Source organism: Arenimonas sp. (assembly GCF_036275555.1).
In the GTDB taxonomy this organism is placed as follows: domain Bacteria; phylum Pseudomonadota; class Gammaproteobacteria; order Xanthomonadales; family Xanthomonadaceae; genus Arenimonas.
Genome location: NZ_DASUDO010000013.1, coordinates 16,461 through 36,409 on the forward strand (window position 1 = coordinate 16,461; position 19,949 = coordinate 36,409).

Here is a 19,949-nt window from a genome sequence, read left to right on the forward strand (position 1 = left end):
CCCCGCGGCCGGCCTCAGGGCGCCGGGGGCGGCGTGGCCGCGCCGTTGCGCAGGTGCTTGTCGAGGAAGGCCAGGATGCGGCCGTAGCCCTCGATCTGGTTCTTCTTCTTGCTGAAGCCGTGGCCCTCGTCGTCGAACACGACGTACTCGACCGGCACGCCGTTCTTCTCGACCGCGGCGACGATGTCGTCGGACTCGGGCTTGATCACGCGCGGGTCGTTCGCGCCCTGCAGCACCATCAGCGGCACGTTGATCTTGTCGGCATGGAACAGCGGCGAGGTTTCCATCAGGAACTCGCGCTGGGTCTCGGGGTTGCCCACTTCCTGGTACAGCGCCTCGCGGAAGGACTCCCAGTAAGGCGGGATCGACTCCAGCGTGCGGATCCAGTTCGAGACGCCGAAGATGTTCACGCCCACCTTGAACTCGCCCGGCTGGAAGGCCAGCGCCGACAGCACCATGTAGCCGCCGTAGCTGCCGCCGATGATGCCGATCTTCTCGTCGTCCACGTAGTCGAGCGACTGCAGGTACTTCTTGGCCTCGACCGTGTCCCACAGCGGCTCGCGGCCGTGCTTGCCGTCGTCGGCGGCGAAGAAGGTCTTGCCGTAGCCCGAGCTGCCGCGGTTGTTGATGCCCAGCACCACGTAGCCGTGGTTGGCCAGGTACTGGATCACCGCCGAATGCGCGCGCGTGGTCTGGCCGCCCGGGCCGCCGTGCACCCACACCAGGGCCGGCGCCGGGGCGTCGGGCGTGGCCTGGTGCGGCTTCCAGAGGATATTGGGGATCTCCATGCCGTCGAAGCTCTTGAAGCGCACGACGGTGGAATCGACCAGGTCGGCCGGGTCGATCGCCGGGTTCAGCGAGGTGGTGAGCTGCCTCGGCTCGCCGCCGAACTCAAGCACGTAGAGGTCGTTGGGCTGGCGGTCGCCGTTGAGGTAGAAGGCCATCTTCGTTTCGGAATCGGCGATGCGCAGGCCGCGGATCTCGCCGGCCGGCAGCGCCGGCAGCGGCTGCTCGGCGCCGGTGGCGGCGTCGTGCAGCTTCACCCGGGTGCTGCCGTCGACATTGGTGGCCACGGCCAGGTATTTGCCGTTCTTCGAGAAGTAGGCGGCGACGATGTCCCAGTCGGCCGACTGCACCGGCTCGTGCGCCCAGGTGGCGAGGTTCACGCGCCGCAGCTGCGCGAACTCGCCCTGGTCGTTAGCGGTGTAGTACAGCCACTGGCCGTCGGGGCTGAAGTCCTGGGCGCTGAACGCGGCCTGGCCCTCGTGCTCGGAGACCTTGGTGGACTGGCCGGTGGCCAGCTCGACCACGAACAGGTCGCTGTCGTTGGTGGTGTTGGACTGCGACAGGGCCAGCCACTTTCCGTCGACGGAGACGATCGCCGGCTCGAGGCCGGTGGTGTTCTCGTAGACGCGGGTGCGCTCGTAGCTGGCGCTGTCGTAGCGGTAGACGTCGAAGTAGCGCGGGTCGCGTTCGTTGCTGATGACGTGGAAGGCGCTGCCGTCGGCGGTGAAGCCGAGGAAGTCGGCCTTGAGGTCCTCGCCCGGGGTCAGGTCGCGTTCGCTGCCGTCGGCTTCGATCACGTACAGGTGGTTGAGCTCGTTGCCGCCCTGGTCGCGGGTGACGAGCACGCGGTCGTCGGCCGGGAAGTAGGACACGGCGTAGCTGTTGTCGGTGTCGGAGCGCGTCACGTCGGTCCACTCGCCGCCGGCCACCGGCATCGAGTAGGCGTTCCAGACGCCGCGGCGGTTGGACGAGAACAGGATGCGGGATTCATCGGCGTTGAAGGAGGCGCCGGCGACGCCCGTGGAGGCCACGAAGTCCTCGATCGCGTACTGCTTGGCCGGGCGCGCGATCGTTTCGGCAGCGGCGGCGGGCGTAGCGGCCTCGCCTTCGGCCGGGGCCGGCGCCGGCTGGCAGGCCCCCAGCGACAGGGCCAGGGCGATGGCGAGCGGAAGCGCGGTGCGGCGGGCAAGCGACATGGCGGGACTCCAGGGGACGGTGGGCCGACTCTACGCCCGCCGCCGCCGACTTCCCAATCAGCCGAAGGTCATGCCCCGCCCGGCCCCCGGAACACCAGCGCCGGCCGCGCCGCGCGACGGGCCGCCGCACGGGCGAGGATGTCCTCGCGCTCGCCGGCCTCGGCGGCGCCCCAGCGCAGGATCTCGTCCACGTGCCGCCCGCAGCCGATGCACACGTCGGCATCGTCCAGGCAGCAGTTGCGGACGCAGGGCGATTCGGGCAGCGGTGAGTTCTTGTCCACGCAACCAGCTTACGCCCAACGGAAAAACGGATCCAAAAAAGGGGTCAGAGTAAATATTTGTTTGAAACAAATATTTACTCTGACCCCTTTTTTTGGTCGCGTCAGTGGTAGTCGTGCGACGAGACCTGCAGCGCGCCCATCAGGTGGCTGAAATCGTGCAGGCGGCCGGCGATCAGGTGGCTGACGCCGTCCACCTTTTCCCAGCGGCCATCCACCGCCAGCAGCCGCGCATTGGCCAGCTCGCGGCGCTGGCGTTCGCCGAGGTCCTGCCAGATGACCACGCTGACGCTGCCGTCCTCATCCTCGAGCGTGACGAAGGTGACGCCCTTGGCCGTGCCCGGCCGCTGGCGCAGCGTCACCAGGCCGGCGTGCCGGATGTGCGCGCCGTGCGGCAGCGTGGCCAGTTCGCGCGAGGGCCGGCAGCGCTGCGCGCGCAGCTGTTTCCTCAGCAGCCGCAGCGGGTGCGGGCCGAGCGTGGTGCCGGTGCTGGCGTAGTCGGCCAGCACGCGCTCGCCGGGCGTGGGCGGCGGCAGCGCCACGCGCGCTTCCGGCGAGGCGGCCATGCCTTCGAACAGCGGCAGGCTGGCCTCGACGCCGCTGGCGGCCCAGCGCGCGCGGTTGCGGTGGCCGGCCAGGCCGCGCAGCGCGTCGGCCTCGGCCAGCCGGTCGAGCGCGCGGCGGTCGAGGCCGGCGCGGTGTGCGAGGTCGTCGAGGTGGCGGAAGGGGGCGCGGGCGCGGGCGATCATCAACCGCTCGGCGGCGGCTTGCGGGAAGCCGAGGATCTGGTTGAAGCCGAGGCGTATGGCGGGCTGGGGAGAGATCGGGACTGAAGTCCCTCCCACAGGAGCGGCCTTTGTGGGAGGGACTTCAGTCCCGATGCTTTCCAGCGTGCACTCCCAATCGCTGTAGCGCACGTCCACCGGCAGCACCCGCACCCCCTGCCGCCGCACGTCCTGCAGCAGCTGGTTCGGCGTGTAGAAGCCCATGTGCGTCGGCGTGTTGATGAGCGCGCAGGTGAAGGCCGCCGGCTCGTGGCACTTCAGCCAGCAGCTCACGTAGGCCACCAGCGCGTAGCTGGCCGCGTGCGATTCGGGGAAGCCGTAGCTGCCGAAGCCCTTGACCTGCTCGAAGATGCGCTCGGCGAAATCGTCGTCGTAGCCGCGCTCGCGCATGCCGGCCAGCAGGCGCTCGCGGTGCGGCTCCAGGCCGCCGTGGCGTTTCCAGGCGGCCATCGAGCGGCGCAGCTGGTCGGCCTCGCCCGGCGTGTAGCCGGCGGCGACGATGGCGATCTGCATCACCTGTTCCTGGAACAGCGGGATGCCGAGCGTGCGGCGCAGCACTTTCTCCAGCGCGGGCGACGGATACACCACCGGCTCGCGGCCCTGCCGGCGCTGCAGGTAGGGATGCACCATCTTTCCCTCGATCGGGCCGGGGCGGACGATGGCCACCTGCACGACCAGGTCGTAGTAACAGGCGGGCTTCAGGCGCGGCAGCATCGCCATCTGCGCGCGGCTTTCGATCTGGAACACGCCGACGGTGTCGGCGCGCTGGATCATGGCGTACACCGCCGGGTCTTCGGCCGGGATGCCTTGCACGGTGAGGTCGCGCCGGCCGCTGGCGCGCAGCAGCTGCAGGCAGCGGGCGATGGCGCCGAGCATGCCGATGCCGAGCACGTCCACCTTCATCAGGCCCAGCGTGTCGAGGTCGTCCTTGTCCCACTGGATGACGGTGCGGTCGGGCATCGCGGCGTTTTCTACCGGCACCAGGGTGTGCAGCGGCGCGTCGCTGATGACGAAGCCGCCGGGATGCTGCGAGAGATGCCGCGGGAAGTTGAGCAGCTGGCCGGTGAGCGCCAGCACGCGCTTGACGGTCGGGTTGTCCGGGTCGAAGCCGGCCTCGCGCAGGCGGTCTTCGGCCGGCAGCGCGCTGTCCCAGCGGCCCAGCGTGCGCGCCAGCCGGTCGACCTGGTCGGGCGAGAGGCCGAGCGCCTTGGCGACGTCGCGGATCGTGCTGCGGCCCGAGTACGTGGTGGCCACGGCGGTGAGCGCGGCGCGTTCGCGGCCGTAGCGTTCGTAGACGTACTGGATGACTTCCTCGCGCCGGGTCGAGTCGAAGTCCACGTCGATGTCGGGCGGCTCCTTGCGCTCGCGCGAGATGAAGCGCTCCATCAGCATGCCGATGCGCGCGGGGTCGACCTCGGTGATGCCCAGCACGTAGCAGACCACCGAGTTCGCGGCCGAGCCGCGGCCCTGGCAGAGGATGCCGCGGCTGCGGGCGAAGCGGACGATGTCGTGCACGGTGAGGAAATACGATTCGTACTGCAGGTCGGCGATCAGCGTGAGCTCGTCGTCGATCTTGCGCTGCACGTCGTCCGGCACGCCGGCGGGCCAGCGCCAGCGCGCGCCTTCGTCGCTGAGCTGGCGCAGCCAGGTGGCGGGGGTGTGGCCTTCGGGCACCACTTCGCGCGGGTACTCGTAGCGCAGCTGGTCGAGGGTGAAGGTGCAGCGGTCGGCGATGCGCAGCGTTTCCGCCAGCAGGTCGGGCGGATAGGCCTGGGCCAGCACGTCCAGGCGGCGCAGGTGGCGCTCGCCGTTCGGGAACAGGCGCGCGCCGGCCTCGCGCACGGTGGTGCGGTGGCGGATGGCGGTGACGGTGTCCTGCAGCGCGCGGCGGCCGCGGGCGTGCATGTGCACGTCGCCGGCGGCCACCAGCGGCAGGCCCAGCGTGGCGCCGAGTGCGCGCAGCTGCTGCAGGCGCGCGGCGTCGTCGGGGCCGCGGTGCAGCTCGACCGCCAGCCAGGCGCGGCCCGGGAACGTCGCTTCGACCCAGGCGCCATGCGCGGCCTCGGGCGCGGCATCGGGAATCCACAGCGCCAGCATGCCCGCGGTGTCGCCCGCGAGGTCGGCCATCGTGAGCCGGTACCCGCCCTTGCGCATGCGGCGGCGGCCGAGCGTGATCCAGCCGCACAGGCGCTGGTAGCCGGCCAGGGTTTCCGCCAGCAGCACCAGCTTCGGCCCGCGCTCAAGCTGCAGCTCGGTGCCCGTGATCATCGCGATGCCGGCGTCGCGCGCCGCTTCGAACGCCCGCACCACCCCCGCCATCGACGCCTCGTCGGTGATCGCCAGCGCCCGGTACCCCAAGGCCTTCGCCCGCCCGAACAACTCCTTCGCCGAACTCGCCCCCCGCAAGAAACTGAAGTTCGAAAGACAATGCAGCTCCGCGTAAGCATCAAATGAACCAGGTTCATTTGCCTTGCCGGGAAAGGCGTTCGCACGACCATGCGCCGCGGGCAAATGAACCTGGTTCATTTGATGCTCAGGCGAACCAGCCGTGGAGCATGTAGGGGCCGGATTCGCCGGGGGCGCAGAAGGCCCAGGCGCGCTGGCCGCGGGAGGTCTCGAGGACGTAGTAGTCGCGCTGCACGTCGCCGCCGTCCCACCAGCCGGTTTCGATGCGCTCGGGGCCGGCCAGCAGGCGCGGGGCCGGGTCGCGCAGGGGGATGGGACGGTGCAGCAGCCAGGTGGGGCGCGGCCCCGCGGGGCCTGCTGCCGGCGGCGGCTCGGCCACGCCCTCGCGGCGCTTGAAGCTGCGCTCGGGGCGATGGTCGGCGACCGGATCGAGGCCATACACCGACTCGTTGCCCAGCCGCGCGCGCAGGCGCTCGCGCAGCGCCGGCCACTCCACCGCCTGCTGCGGCCGCGCCTCGAACAGCTCGCGCGCCGCCGGCACGAACGGCGGCAATTCGCGCGCCACCAGCCGCAGCGTGCGCACCGGCGCCGGCACCGCCACCCGCTCGAGCCGCCCGCGCGCGAGTTCGAACAGCATGCCCGGCTGCCGCTCCGGCGCCAGCAGCCCGACCACCACTTCGGTGTCGTCGCGATCCTCGTGCCCCAGCCGCAGCACGAAGCGCGCCACGCCGCCGTCGCGCCCCGCGAGGTAAGCCGCGAGGTCGGCCGTGAGCCGGCGCAGCGGGAACAGCAGCGCCTGCGAACTCTCGACGTCGTAGTTGAGCTCGATCTTGGCGTCGAAGACGTCCGGCGGCTGGTACAGCGGCAGCACCTCCGGCGCCTGACCCAGCAAGCGATCGAGATGGTCGAGCAGTTCGACCCCATGGCGCTTGCCCAACGAAGCACGGGGCAGCGCGAACACCTGCCCCAGCGTGCGCACCGCCATCCGCGACAGGGCCGGCGCCACGCCGCCCGGCAGCCGCGCCCGCGCCACCGGCACCGCCGCCAGCGCACGCCGCAGCGCATCGTGCGAGGTGACCGCCAGCCCGTCCTGGTGCGCGGCCAGCACCGCCGCGCCCACCGCGCTGGGCGCCAGCGCGATGCGGTGCCGGAAGCCCAGCGCCTGCAGGTCCTCGCGCAGCGCCGCCTCGAACCGCGGCCACGGCCCGAACAGCCCCAGGCTGCCCTGCACTTCCAGCAGCACCGCGCCCGGCAGCGCCGTGCTGACCTGCGAGCTGTAGCGATAGGCCCAGGCCGCGAGGAAATCGCGGGCCCGCGCCAGCCGCGCCGGGTCGTCGTCCACCAGCCGCACGCCCTCGCACAGCGCCTCGGCCGCGGCCACCGGCTGGCCGCGATGCAGGCCGCGCGCGGCCGCCGCCTCATTCACCGCCGACAGCACCCGCCGCGGCCGCGGCCCCGCGACCAGCGCCAGCGGCGCCTCAGGCGAAGGGTGGCGGCGAAGGACGGTGTCCAGCGCCAGGTGCGGCAGCAGCAGGCAAGCCCAGAGCATGGCGCGCCCGCATCAGTGCAGCGGGAAGGGAACGGGATGCGCCGGCGCCAGGCCGCCGCGGCACTTGAGCACCTGCAGCTGGCCCGGCCCGAGCTGCAGCCGCAGCGCCGCCGGCGAAGGCTGCGCGGCGGCGCGCGCATCGCGGAAGGCGAACACCAGCGCCTGCCCGCTCTCGGCCGCCACCTGCAGCCGGCGCAGCGCGCGGTCGTCGACCTTCTGCGGCCAGCACAGCACCGCCGACAGGCAGCCCGCCCGCAGGCACTGCTCGGTGGCCCACAGCGCGTCGCGCGCGTCGGCCGACACCAGGTGCAGGCGCGCGGTGTCGACGCCCGCCGCGCGCCAGGCCAGCGGATTGGGCACGTAGGGCGGCGCCACCAGCGCGATGTCGCGCCCGGCGCCGGTGTGGCGCGCCAGCGTGGGCAGCACCAGGCGCAGTTCGCCGAGGCCGTCGGCGGGCAGCAGCACTTCCACCAGCGCCGACTCGGGCCAGCCGCCGGCGGGCAGCACCGCGTCGAGCGCGGCGTGGCCGGTGGGCTCGGCGCTGGCGGGCCGCGCGGTCGGCTGGCCGCGCCAGAGCCGGCGATCGGCCAGCAGCGTGTCGAGGGAAACGAGCGCGCCCACGGCTAGCCCCGGCGCACCAGGCCGCAGTACAGGCCTTCGATGGCGAAGTCGGCGTCGGCCGGCACTTCGATGGGGGCGTAATCGGGGTTGCGCGGCAGCAGCAGCAAACGATCGCGCTTGCGCTGCAGGCGCTTGACGGTGATCTCGCCGTCGATGCGCGCGACCACGATCTGGCCGTTCTCGGCCACGGCGCTGCGGTGCACCGCGATCAGGTCGCCGTCGAGGATGCCGTCGTCGCGCATCGAATCGCCCTTCACCCGCAGCAGGTAGTCGGGCTGCGGGAAAAACGCCGCGCGGTCGAACAGCATCTGGCCCTCGTGCCCGGCCGCGGCGCCGATGGGCGCGCCGGCCGCGACCCGGCCCAGGATGGGCAGCGACAGCAGCTCGTCGCGCCGCGCCGCCTTGCGCGACGGCGCCGCCGCCGGCAGCCGGATGCCGCGCGCGCGCCCGGGCAGCAGCACCAGCGCGCCCTTGGCCTCGAGCGTGCGCAGGTGCTTGTGGGCGGCGCTGTCGTGGATGCCGAAGGCGCGCGCGATCTCGGCCACCGAGGGCGCGCCTTCGGTGCGCAGCCGCTCGGCGATGAAGTCGTACAGGGCCTGCTGGCGGGGGGTGAGGTCGGGGCTCATGGGTGAATATTTATACACCTTGGCGGGCGGCTGTCACCCCCCTTCGGAAGCGCCAAGGGATTCAAGCACTTGCCTGTCTCACCGGATGAGGCGGCCCGCGCGGACCGGCGACGTCGCCCCGCCGCGGGGCCGGGCGACGTCGCCACGGATCAGCGCCCCGGCACCCGGCAGCACTGGGCCGTACCCTCGACCGAGATGGTGCCGTTGGTGGTGTTGGTGCCCGAACAGAACGCCGCCAAGACCCCCGGCGAGGCCCGGAAGAGGCCGTTGATGGCCCAATTGGCCTGGTTGAACCCCGGCGTGCGGCAGCCCGCGCCGGTCACGCGATAGCCCGTCGGGCAGGACGGCAACTGGATGTCGAAGCTGCCGTTGGCCGGCACGCTCTGGATCGCGAAGGTTTCGCTGCACTGCAGGCCCGTGGCCTGTGGCGGCAGGAAGTAACCGACCACGTCCGCCACCAGGTGGGTCTGCGCGAACGTGTAGACGCTGACGTCGCTGCCCGCGGGATCCGCGTCCAGCGGCACGATCGTCTGGTTGCCGCGGACGTCGCCGGCCGTGTAATTCACCGTCGCCGCCAGCGGCTGGCTGCCGCCGGCCGGGAAGGCCGTGACGTAGCCGGCGGCGTTCGGGGTGACCACGGTGAAATTGACCACCGCGGCGCTGATGCCGGCCACGTTGCCGACGCCGCAGTTCGAGGCCGATCCGCCCTGGGCGCTGTAGTTGGCCACCGACGCGACGTCGAAGCCGCGAGTCGTATTGGCCGCGATGACGCCGCCCGCCACGCGGGTATCGAGCAGGCGGCAGGGCGTCACCGGCACGTAGACCAGGTCGGCATTGGCGTCACCGAGCGCCAGCGTGCCGTCGCCGGCCTTGCCCAGCAGCACGTCGTTCATGTCTTCGAAGCTTCGGGCCGTGGCGGCCGACTGCAGGCGATCAAGCGGTACCGACGCCAGCAGCGGCATCATCTCCTCGGTCCAGGCGTCAGCCGGGCGGGCATAGGCGGCCTCGACATGCCCGGCCCATTTGCCGACGATGGCCGCCGCGAGGTCGGCACGGATCGCCGACTCCGCGCCCGCGGCTGGCCCGGCCGAAGCCGGCTGGGCACCGCTGCTGGCATGGACGCTGGCGACGCCGCCGGCGAACGCGACGCCGAGGGCGAGGAAAAGAACGGAAGGCTTCATGGCGGCTCCTGGTGGGGACGGGGAGATCCCGTCCGGGCAACCGAGGAAACGCCGGTGCATGCCGCCTCCGGCCAGCCGCGCCGCGGCGCTTACTTCGCGGTATTGGCCTGCAGGAAGGCGCCGATGCGGTCGAGCATCGCCGCGCGCGCCACCGAGTCCACGAGGCTGTGCTCGAGGCCTTCGTACACGACCAGCTCGCTGGGCTTGCCGGCGGCGCGCAGCTTCTTGTCCATCTCGCGCGAATGGCCGATGCGGACGTTGAGGTCCAGGTCGCCATGGAACATCAGCACCGGCGCCTGGACGCTGGCCACGTTCTGCAGCGGCGAGCCTTCGCGGGTGTGGTTGCCGGTGCCCACCATCTCCACCACCAGGTTGCGGCCAACGTAGACGCGCGCGTCCGACTTGAGCATGTCCAGGTCGGTCACCGGCGCGATCGCCACCAGCGCCTTGAACAGCCCCGGCTCGGTCGCGCCGGCCTGCAGTGCCGCATAGCCGCCGTAGGACCAGCCGACGATCGCCAGCCGGTCGGCGTCGGCGATGCCCTGCGCCACCAGCCAGCGGGCGCCATCGGTGACGTCGCCGATCGAGGTGCGCCAGCCCTGGAACCCATTCTCCTGCAGCCACGCATCGCCGAAGCCGGCCGAACCGCGGTAGTTCGGCTGCAGCACCGCATAGCCCTGGTTCGCCAGGTACTGCGCCAGCCAGTCGAAGCCCCACTCGTCGCGGGCGCTGGGGCCGCCGTGCGGCAGCAGCACCGCCGGCAGGCCGCGGGCGTCGGCCTTGCCCGGCGGCAGCGTCAGGTAGCCCGGGATCGGCGTGCCGTCGCGCGCCGGGTAGCTCACCGGCTTCACGCTGGCCAGCGCCACGCCTTCCAGCGACGGGCGCGCCGACAGGATTTCGTTGAGCGAACGCGAGGTCTTGTCGAACACGAAGTAGCGGCCCGGGTCCGAATCACTGCCGGCATGGATGAGCAGCTTGCTGTTGTCGGCCGAGGAGCCCATGAAATCCACCATCGGCAGGTTCGGCAGCGCCTTGCCGAGGCCGCGCGCCAGCGCGCCGTATTCCTTGTCGAAGTAAATGGCGTGGCGCTTTTCCTCGGCATAGGTGACGCCGATCACCCGGGCGCCGCGGCCGATGCGCAGCACGCCGTCGACGTCCACGCGGTCGTTCTTGTAGACCAGCTCGGTGGCCATCGAACCGTCGAGCTTGACGCGGTACAGCGCCTGGCGCCCGTCCAGCGGCTGCAGGGCGTAGGCGCAGCCGCAGTTCGCGTCCACTTCGATCGGCGTCAGGCCAGCGCCGCCGTCCTCGACGGTGGAGAACGGCTGCCACGCGTCGGAGCCGTCGGCGCGGTACTGGTAGACCACCTTGGTGGCCAGCTGGGTGGTGGCGCCGATGCCAGGGCGATAGCCCTTGATGCGGACCTTGCCGCGGCCGTCGGTGAGGTAGAAGTCGGCGTCCTTGGCCGGACCCTCGACGCGGCTCACCTCCATCGTGGCCAGGTCGATGCGGTCCACGCCGAGGCCGTCCTCGCTGCGCACCACGCGCGTGTTCATCTTGCCGGCCTCGGGGATGTACTCGCGGGTCATCAGCACCGCGCCGGGCTCGCCGGGCAGCCAGTCCAGGATGGCGCCGTCGAACTGGCGCAGGCGCGCGTCGTAGCGGCTGCTGCGCTGGCCCAGCATGGCGCCGTTCTTGCCGTCGGCATCGATGGCGACCAGGCGCGAATACGGCACCAGGATGCCGGCCTCGTCCACCACGCCGGTGATCTGGCAGACCAGGCGCGTATCGGTGGCGAAGTTGCACCAGCGCAGGCGGTCCGGATCGCCGCCGGACTCCACCACGAGCTGCGGCGGCGCGCTGCCGTCGATGCGGGCCACGTAGACCGAGGTGGCGCGGCCGTAGCCCGGCGTCAGGTACACCACATGCTGGCCGCCGGGCGAGATGTCGGCGTATTCGATGTTCTCGCGGGTGCCGAAAAGCGCGCCCGCGGTTTCCTTCGCGGCGGCCGGGGCCTCCTGCGCAGCAAGGAAGGCGGGGGCCGCGGCGAGGGTGATGGCCGCAGCCAGCAGGAGTCGACTCATCGGGCGCATTTCCGGGGGACAGGGAAGCGGCAGGGTAGCCACACCCTGCCGCTGCCCACAACCCGAAGCTTTCGCGCGACCCGCGCCCGCCGTCTTCACATGGCGGCGGTCTTCACGGCGCCGCGGCGGCCTCGACGTGGTCGCGCACGTAGCGGTCGAGCAGGCGCACGCCGTAGCCGGTGGCGCCCAGCGGCACGGTCGGCAGCACCGGCGCTTCGCGCCAGGCCATGGAGGCGATGTCCAGGTGCGCCCAGGCCACGCCGTCCTGGATCCACGAACCGATGAAGAACGCACCGACGCTGGCGCCGGCGCCGGGCGTGCTGCCGCCGTTGCGCAGGTCGGCGATGGGCGACTCCAGGTCCTTGGCGTAGCTCGGGTGCAGCGGCAGGCGCCACACGTCCTCGCCCGAGGCCGCGCCCGCGGCCTGCAGCTGGCCGGCCAGCGCATCGTCCCAGCTGAACAGGCCCGCGTACTCGTCGCCCAGCGCCGTCACCTGCGAACCGGTGAGCGTGGCCACGTCCACCACCACGCGCGGGCGGTCGCGCTCCTGCACGAACCAGATCGCGTCCACCAGCACCATGCGGCCCTCGGCGTCGGTGCTCATGATCTCGTAGGTCTTGCCGCTCATCGTACGCACCACGTCGCCGGGGCGGCCAGCGGTGCCCGAGGGCATGTTCTCGGCGAGCGCGGCGACGGCAATCGCGTTCACCTTCGCGCCGCGCTTGGCCAGCGCCAGCACGGTGCCGGTGACCGAGGCCGCGCCGGTCATGTCGTACTTCATGCGCCACATGTTGGCGGCGTCCTTGAGCGAGATGCCGCCGGAGTCGAAGGTGATGCCCTTGCCGACGAAGGCCAGAGGCGCCTCGTCGCGGGCGCCGCCGCGGTAGCGCACCACCAGCAGGCGCGGCGGGCGCTGGCTGCCCTGGCCGACGTGCAGGATCGAGTTCATGCCGAGCTTCTGCATCGCCGGCACGTCCAGCACCTCGATGCTCACGTTCGGCACGCCGGCGAAGGCGGCGCGGGTGCGCTCGACGAAGGACTCGGGGTAGATCGCGTTGGCCGGCTCGGTGACCAGGTCGCGCGAGAAGCGCACGCCTTCGGCCACCGCGCTCCAGTCGGCATCCCAGGCGCGGCGCGAGGCGTCGGCATCGGCGACGCGCAGCACGAGTTCGCCCTTGCCCAGCACCGGCGCGCCGGGCTTGGCGTTGCGGTAGGTGCGGAAGGTGTACTGGCCCAGCGACGCGCCCAGCGCGAGGTGGGCACCGGCGGCCGGCAGGCTGGCGTCGGGCCAGAGCAGCTCGATGCGCGGCACCGCGCTGAGCACGCCCCACTGGCCGACCAGGCCACCGACGTCCTCCAGCAGGCGCGCGCTGGGCGCATCGCTGCCCACGCCCACCAGCAGCACCTGGCGATATGGCCCGACGCCGGGCAGGTTCAGCACCACGCCGCGGTCGCCGAGGAACCCGGCCGCGGCCACCGCGCGCTGCAGCGCACCGTTGCTGGCGCGGTCGACTTCGGCGAACGCGCCCTCCAGCGGTGCGCCCTGGCGCACGGTCACCGCGACGGCGCCTTCGGTCGGCACGGCGTAGGGCGCGAAGTCGAGCGTGCGCTGCGCCGCGGCGGGCGCGGCCAGGCACAGGGCCGCGAGCACGGCGAAGAGGGAAGCAAGTCGGTTCACGGGACCTCCGGGGCGAAAGACCGGCGCGGCGAACCCCGTGGGGACGCCGGACGATTCAGGGGAAAGGCGGAAGATGCCGCCGCGAATGTAAACGCCGCGTCACGCCCCACCCCCTGCCGAAGGTCACGGCCCGAGGTCGGCCCGCTAGCGCAGCGTGCGCTGGCGCGGCCGCAGTGCGTCCAGGCGCGATTCGTACAGGGCCTGGTCGGCGGGCGTGGTGCTGTTCTCCAGCGCGACCTGCAGGTGCCGGCGGGCCGCGTCCACCTCGCCCAGCTCGAACAGCGCGGCCGCCAGCCAGGCGTGGAATTCATGGTGGGTGGCGGCGCGCTCGACTTCCTTCTCGAAGTTCTGGCGCGCCAGCTCGTACTTCTTCTCGGCCATGGCCTGCAGGCCGATGTCGAAGTAGTGGAACGGCGGCACCGCCTCGATGCGGCGCAGCCGCTCGTCCAGGCGCGCGGCCTCGTCGGTGCGGCCGCTGGCCTTGAGCAGGCGCGAGAGGTTGGACATCGGCACCGCGTTGCCCGGCTCGAGTTCGACCGCGTTGCGCAGCAGCTGCTCGGCCTCGGCCAGGTGGCCGCGCCGGCGGTAGATCACGCTCAGCGTGTTCTGCGCGGTGAGGAAACCCGGGTCCTGCTCGATCGCGGCGCGCGCCCACCAGTAGGCGTCGTCCAGGCGGCGCGCGCGCAGCGCTTCGGCGGCCTTGTTGTTGAGGTACATCGCGACGATGGTGGCTTCGCGCACCACCCGCGCCCGCTGCCGGCCCTGGCCTTCGGCCGGGATGAAGTCCACGGTCAGCGGCTCGTTGGCGAGGTTCACCAGGCGGCCTTCCGGCGCGGTCGGGCGCAGGGTCAGGTTGATGTGGTTGCTGAGGTACACGATGCCGTCGCTGCGCGAGGCCGCCTGCTCGGAGAACACCACCTGGTACTGCACCTGCAGGCCGAGCTCCTTGGCGAAGGCCGCGGTCATCAGCACCAGCGACAGGCAGTTGCCCGAACGCGCGTCGAAGGCCTCGGCGGCGTTGCGGGTGAGGGTGGAGTCGTACTCGAGCTTGAGCTGGGCGCTGGAGTAGAGCGCGTCCACCAGCGCGTGCTGGCGGGCGCGGGTGCGCTGGCGGCTGGCGATCTCGGTGGCGAGGTAGGCCTCCATCGCCGGACTGAGGGCGAACAGGTCGTCGGCGCCGATCGGTTCGGACGGCGCCGCGAAGCGGTCGTCGAGGAACATCGGGTTGCCGCCGGTCCGCGCGGGCGTACCCGCGCAGGCGGACAGCAGCACGGCAATGCCGAATACGAGGATGCGCCACGTCTTCACGCCCGATGCCTTCACGTCCACGTCGTCCTGGCTGCCCCTGCCCAGCCTATGCCTTGGCGCGCCGAGTGCAAGCGGCCGATGGTCACGGCTGGCAACGGGGCACCAATCTCACCGCATGAGACGCGGCTGCGGTGTGCTGTGCCTCCCTCCCCGCGGCCCACCGACATGCCTCCCGCCACCCAGCTCGCGCCGCACCGCCACGCCACCGGCCTGCTGCCGGTGCCCGAGAAGACGTCGCAGGCCCTGGCCTCGCGGCTGGGCCACAAGTACGGCGACCGCATCACCGGCTGCTTCCACCTGCCCGGGCGTGAAGGCGAGTACGCGCCCTTCCCCGACGACCTGCCGCCGGCGCTGGCGGCGGCGCTGCGCGCCCGCGGCATCCAGCAGCTCTACAGCCACCAGGCCGAGGCCTGGGCGGCGGCGCAGCGCGGCGAGCACACGGTGGTGGTCACGCCCACGGCCTCGGGCAAGACGCTGTGCTACACGCTGCCGGTGGTGGCCGCGGCGATGCGCAAGCAGGCCAAGGCGCTGTACCTGTTCCCGACCAAGGCGCTGGCGCAGGACCAGGTGGCGGAGCTGCTCGAACTCAACGCCGCCGGCAACCTCGGCGTGCGCGCCTACACCTTCGACGGCGACACGCCCGGCGATGCCCGCCAGGCCGTGCGCCTGCACGGCGACATCGTGGTGTCCAACCCCGACATGCTGCACCAGGGCATCCTGCCCCACCACACCAAGTGGGCGCAGTTCTTCGAGAACCTGCAGTACGTCGTCATCGACGAGATCCACAGCTACCGCGGCGTGTTCGGCTCGCACCTGGCGAACGTGCTGCGCCGGCTCAAGCGCGTATGCGCGTTCTACGGTTCGAAACCGCAGTTCATCCTGTGCTCGGCCACCATCGGCAACCCGAAGGCGCACGCCGAGGCGGTGATCGAGGACACGGTGACCGCCATCACCCGCTCCGGCGCACCCACCGGCGACAAGACCGTGATGCTGTGGAACCCGCCGGTGGTGAACCCCGACCTCGGGCTGCGCGCGTCGGCGCGCTCGCAGTCCAACCGCATCGCGCGGCTGGCGATCAAGGCCGGGCTCAAGACCCTGGTGTTCGCGCAGTCGCGCACGATGGTCGAAGTACTGACCAAGTACCTCAAGGACGTCTTCGACCACGACCCGCGCAAGCCACCGCGCATCCGCGCCTACCGCGGCGGCTACCTGCCGAACGAACGCCGCGCCGCAGAGCGCGACATGCGCGCCGGCCGCATCGACGGCATCGTCAGCACCTCGGCGCTGGAGCTGGGCGTGGACATCGGCTCGCTCGACGTGGTGGTGCTCAACGGTTACCCCGGTTCGATCGCCGGCACCTGGCAGCGGCTGGGCCGCGCGGGCCGGCGGCAGCAGGCGGCGCTGGGCGTGCTGGTGGCCAGCTCGGATCCGCTCGACCAATACCTGGTGCGGCATCCGGAATTCTTCGAGGGCGCGCCGCCCGAAAACGCGCGCCTGCACGCCGACCAGCCGCTGATCCTGCTCGACCACATCCGCTGCGCCGCGTTCGAACTGCCCTTCCTGCGCGGCGAGACCTTCGGCCCGGTCGATGCCCAGCCCTACCTGGAGCTGCTGGCCGAAACCGGCGTGCTGCACGGCGAGGGCGGGCGCTGGGAATGGATCGCCGACAGCTACCCGGCCAATGCCGTGAGCCTGCGCGCCGTCGCCGACGGCAATTTCGTGGTGGTGGACCGCACCGAGGGCCGCCAGGCCATCATCGCCGAAGTGGACTACAGCGCCGCGGCGCTTACCCTGTACGAGGGCGCCATCCACATGGTGCAGTCGGTGCCCTACCAGGTCGAGAAGCTCGACTGGGACGGCCGCAAGGCCTACGTCACCCGCACCCACGTGGACTACTACACCGATGCGATCGACTACACGAAGCTGAAGGTGCTCGAACGCTTCGACGGCGCGATCGCCGGCGCCGGCAGCTGCCACCACGGCGAGGTGCACGTGGTGCGGCGCGTATCGGGCTACAAGAAGATCCGCTACTACACGCACGAGAACATCGGCTACGGGCCGGTCACCCTGCCCGACCAGGAGCTGCACACCACGGCGGTGTGGTGGCAGCTGCCGCAGGACGTGCTCGAGGCCGCGTTCGCGTCGCGGCAGGCGGCGCTCGACGGCTTCCTCGGCGCGGCTTATGCACTGCACCTCGTGGCCAGCGTGTCGGTGATGGCCGAGGCGCGCGACCTGCAGAAGGCGGTGGGCAGCGGCGACGGCGCCTGGTTCGCCTCCTCCGACGGCCGCGGCCGCGGCCAGCTGCGCGGCGGCGATGGCCGGCCGATGGATCCCGCGGCCACCGACCAGTTCGTGCCCACCGTGTACCTTTACGACGCCTACCCCGGCGGCATCGGCCTCAGCGAACCCCTGCACCAGCGCCGCGACGACCTGGTGCGCAAGGCGCGCGGGCTGCTGGCGGCCTGCGACTGCCGCGCCGGCTGCCCGGCCTGCGTCGGCCCTGTCCTCGCCGCCGACGAAACCTCGGCCGCGCCGCCAAAGTCCCTCGCCGACCAGGTCCTGGCCCTGTTGGAAACCGCAGGAACCGGAGACACGGCGCCGTGAGCGCCACGCTCGAGCGCCTGCGTGAGTTGCGTCAGCAGGCGGGCACCGTGGCGCCCCCGGCTCCGAATGCCGTGAGGGTGCGGCCGTGCGACGCCGTCGCGGTCGATGCCGTCCGCGCGCCGCGCAGCGAAGTGCCCGAGCACATCCGCCGCCTGCTGGGCCTGCGCGAACGCCTCCGCCTGCCCCGCCCCGCACCGACGCCACCGTCGCTGGCCAGCGACCGCCACGTGCCCGGCGAGGAAATCGAGGCCGGCCTGCATTACGTCGAACAGCTCACGCCCTGGCGCGACGTGCCGGCCACGATCGACGCCAGCTTCGGCAAGCTCGGCACCTTCGCCCGCGGCCAGCTGCTGCACTTCGACACCGAAACCACCGGCCTGGCCGGCGGCACCGGCACCCGCGCCTTCATGATCGGCGCCGCCGACTGGCAGCCCGAAGGATTGCGGCTGCGCCAGCTCACGATCACCACGCTGACGGCCGAGGCGGCGATGCTGCGCCACTTCGCCGGCTGGCTCGCGCCCGACACGGTGCTGGTGAGCTACAACGGCAAGTGCTACGACGCGCCCTTGCTCAACACCCGCTACCGCCTGGCACGCCTGCCCAGCCCGCTGCCCGGCCGCCCGCACCTCGACCTGCTGCACCCCAGCCGCCGCCGCTGGAAGGGCCGCTGGGAGAACTGCCGCCTCGGCACCGTGGAGCGGCAGGTGCTCGGCGTGGTGCGCGAAGACGACCTGCCCGGCTCGGAAGCCCCGCGCGCCTGGCTCGACTACCTGCGCGGCGGCAGCGCCCGCGACCTGCGCCGCGTCGCCGACCACAACGCCCAGGACCTGCGCAGCCTCGCCGCCCTCTGCCTCCACCTCGCCACCTGACCGATGCCCCTGTGGGAGGGACTTCAGTCCCGATGCTTTTCACCGACAAGCATCGGGACTGAAGTCCCTCCCACAGGGATCGGGCGTAATCTTCCGGCATGACGTCGCCCCTGATCCGCGTCGGCACGGCCAGCTGGACCGACCCCAGCCTGATCCAGTGCAAGCGCTTCTACCCGCCCGGCTGCACCAGCGCCGAGGGGCGGCTGCGCTACTACGCCGACAAGTTTCCGCTGGTGGAAGTGGACAGCAGCTACTACGCCCTGCCCTCGGCACGGAACGCGCACGCCTGGGTCGAGCGCACGCCCGACGACTTCGCCTTCAACCTCAAGGCCTTCCGTCTGTTCACCGGCCACCAGACGCCGGCGAAGGCGCTGCCCAAGGACGTGCAGCAGGCGCTGGCCGGCCACTTCGCCGCGAAGAAGAACCTCTACTACAAGGACACGCCCGCCGAGATCCGCGACCTGCTCTGGCACCGCTTCGAGAGCGCGGTGCGTCCGCTGCGCGACGCCGGCAAGCTGCGCGCGCTGCATTTCCAGTTCGCGCCCTGGGTGACGCGCAGCGCGCGCGCCAAGGACCACATCCTCGAATGCCAGCAGCGGCTGGCCGGCTACCACCTCGCGGTCGAATTCCGGCACCGCTCGTGGTTCGAGGGTGAGGCCGCCGGCGACACCCTGGGCTTCGAGCGCACGCACGACCTGACCCACGTGGTGGTGGACGAGCCTCAGGGCTTCGAGAACAGCATCCCCACCGTGTGGGCCGTGACCTCACCGAAGCTGGCCATCCTGCGCCTGCACGGCCGCAACGCCGCCACCTGGAACATCGGCGGCGAGGCGGCGTCGGACCGCTTCAACTACGACTACAGCGACGCCGAACTGGGCGAGCTCGTCGCCCCGCTGCGCGAAACCGCCAGCCTGGCCGGCGAAACCCACGCCATCTTCAACAACAACTACGGCGACCAGGGGCAGCGCAACGCGTCCACGCTGCAGGCGTTGTTGGATGAGGCGTGATTTATTGACGCGGATTGACGCGGATGAACGCGGATAAAGCCAAAGCATTCGGAATGGGTCCTCGCACACTGATTGCGCTGGCGAGGAGCTAACCCTCTGTTGCTCCATCCGCGTTTATCCGCGTTTATCCGCGTTTATCCGCGTCAAGATCCGCTTCCTTGCCCCGCCCCAGCGCCAAGTACCTCCCGCGGACCAGGGCCGGGCCGTAGGCGCGCTCGAGGCGGCGGATGATGAAGTGGCCGCGGGCGGCTTTCTGGAAGTGGCTGATGAAGACGTAGTTGAGCGCGGCGCCACTGGCCGCGCCAACGAAGGGCGCGGCCTGGGCCAGCGCCTTCTGCGACACCGGGATCGAGAAGCGGCTGGCTACGGCGTGGATCACGCGCAGCACGGCCGGCGCGCCGCCGGCGGCGACCTGCTGCGCGAGGTGGCCCGACACCGCGCTGACTTGCTGCGCCAGCGCCGCGCGGGTGGCGAAGTAGCCGGTCTCGGCGCCGTCGTCGTCGCGGCGGCGGCCGCCCAGCGCCAGCACCTCGATGCAGGCGAGCCGGGTGGCCATGTCCGTCGGCGACTCCCCCTCGCTGCGGGCGATGTCGGCGATCGAACGCAGCATGGTCGCGGTGGTCACCGGCAGCTCCACCAGCAGCCCGGGCAGGCCGAAGAAGCCGCCGACCGCGCCGCTGCCGACCACCGCGACCTTGTGCATCCGCTCGCTGGCCCGGGTGCCGGTGCGATCGCCACCCAAGGTCCAGGTCGCCGCTTTGTAACCGGCCTCGACGGCGCGCCGCGCGGCGCGATCCACCAGGCCGCTGGCCACACGCGGCAGCTTCGTCGTGAGCAGATATTCCACCGGCGAACCCACGGCGTTGGCCAGCTGGATCGCCAGCGACGGCGATTCCAGCAGCGCCTTCGCCCGCGCCAGATCAGCGAGGTCGGCGGGCGCGAGGCTGCGCACGAGTGCGCCCATCAGGCCC

Annotated in this window: 14 protein-coding genes; 3 read left to right on the top strand and 11 right to left on the bottom strand. The window is 71.8% G+C overall.

Annotated elements, in window-relative coordinates; genetic code table 11:
* Positions 1–14 precede the first annotated feature (14 nt).
* The 10 genes from VFV21_RS04275 to VFV21_RS04320 all read right to left on the bottom strand — a co-directional run bounded on the left by VFV21_RS04275 (position 15) and on the right by VFV21_RS04320 (position 14,498).
* Positions 15–1,982: a S9 family peptidase gene (locus VFV21_RS04275; RefSeq protein WP_329668248.1), complete on the bottom strand. Its 1,968-nt coding sequence runs from the start codon at positions 1,980–1,982 to the stop codon at positions 15–17.
* Positions 1,983–2,050: 68 nt separating this feature from the next.
* Positions 2,051–2,263: a DUF1289 domain-containing protein gene (locus VFV21_RS04280; protein WP_329668249.1), complete on the bottom strand. Its 213-nt coding sequence runs from the start codon at positions 2,261–2,263 to the stop codon at positions 2,051–2,053.
* Positions 2,264–2,364: 101 nt separating this feature from the next.
* The gene (locus tag VFV21_RS04285; protein ID WP_414638480.1) at positions 2,365–5,571 is read right to left on the bottom strand and encodes an error-prone DNA polymerase; all 3,207 of its coding nucleotides are present in this window, start codon (positions 5,569–5,571) and stop codon (positions 2,365–2,367) included.
* A 7-nt stretch (positions 5,572–5,578) separates the two neighbouring features.
* Entirely contained in the window at positions 5,579–7,000 is a 1,422-nt protein-coding gene (locus VFV21_RS04290) for a DNA polymerase Y family protein (protein ID WP_329668250.1), read from the bottom strand.
* A 12-nt stretch (positions 7,001–7,012) separates the two neighbouring features.
* Entirely contained in the window at positions 7,013–7,621 is a 609-nt protein-coding gene (gene imuA / locus VFV21_RS04295) for a translesion DNA synthesis-associated protein ImuA (protein WP_329668251.1), read from the bottom strand.
* Positions 7,622–7,623: 2 nt separating this feature from the next.
* Positions 7,624–8,247: a transcriptional repressor LexA gene (gene lexA / locus VFV21_RS04300; RefSeq protein ID WP_329668252.1), complete on the bottom strand. Its 624-nt coding sequence runs from the start codon at positions 8,245–8,247 to the stop codon at positions 7,624–7,626.
* Between the two features lie 149 nt (positions 8,248–8,396).
* Positions 8,397–9,428 carry a hypothetical protein gene (locus VFV21_RS04305; protein ID WP_329668253.1) on the bottom strand — a complete coding sequence of 344 codons (1,032 nt, stop codon included), beginning with the start codon at positions 9,426–9,428 and terminating at the stop codon, positions 8,397–8,399.
* An 89-nt stretch (positions 9,429–9,517) separates the two neighbouring features.
* On the bottom strand, positions 9,518–11,512 hold the full coding sequence (locus tag VFV21_RS04310) for a S9 family peptidase (protein ID WP_329668254.1): 1,995 nt from the start codon (positions 11,510–11,512) through the stop codon (positions 9,518–9,520).
* 112 nt (positions 11,513–11,624) lie between these two features.
* Complete coding sequence (locus tag VFV21_RS04315) at positions 11,625–13,190, bottom strand: leucyl aminopeptidase (RefSeq protein ID WP_329668255.1); 1,566 nt, start codon at positions 13,188–13,190, stop codon at positions 11,625–11,627.
* Between the two features lie 144 nt (positions 13,191–13,334).
* The gene (locus tag VFV21_RS04320) at positions 13,335–14,498 is read right to left on the bottom strand and encodes a tetratricopeptide repeat protein (RefSeq protein ID WP_329668256.1); all 1,164 of its coding nucleotides are present in this window, start codon (positions 14,496–14,498) and stop codon (positions 13,335–13,337) included.
* Between the two features lie 165 nt (positions 14,499–14,663).
* On the opposite strand from VFV21_RS04320, the gene VFV21_RS04325 reads away from it, so the two are divergent.
* From VFV21_RS04325 to VFV21_RS04335, 3 genes are all read left to right on the top strand, one after another.
* Entirely contained in the window at positions 14,664–17,102 is a 2,439-nt protein-coding gene (locus VFV21_RS04325) for a DEAD/DEAH box helicase (protein ID WP_414638481.1), read from the top strand.
* The gene (locus VFV21_RS04330; RefSeq protein WP_329668257.1) at positions 17,099–17,971 is read left to right on the top strand and encodes a ribonuclease H-like domain-containing protein; all 873 of its coding nucleotides are present in this window, start codon (positions 17,099–17,101) and stop codon (positions 17,969–17,971) included. Before VFV21_RS04325 ends, VFV21_RS04330 begins: the two co-directional genes overlap by 4 nt.
* Positions 17,972–18,069: 98 nt before the next feature.
* Positions 18,070–18,978 (top strand): DUF72 domain-containing protein, encoded by a 909-nt coding sequence (locus tag VFV21_RS04335; protein ID WP_329668258.1) that lies wholly within the window; start codon positions 18,070–18,072, stop codon positions 18,976–18,978.
* Positions 18,979–19,102: 124 nt separating this feature from the next.
* On the opposite strand, the gene VFV21_RS04340 is transcribed toward VFV21_RS04335, so the two are convergent.
* Entirely contained in the window at positions 19,103–19,942 is an 840-nt protein-coding gene (locus VFV21_RS04340) for an EcsC family protein (RefSeq protein ID WP_329668259.1), read from the bottom strand.
* Positions 19,943–19,949: the final 7 nt, after the last annotated feature.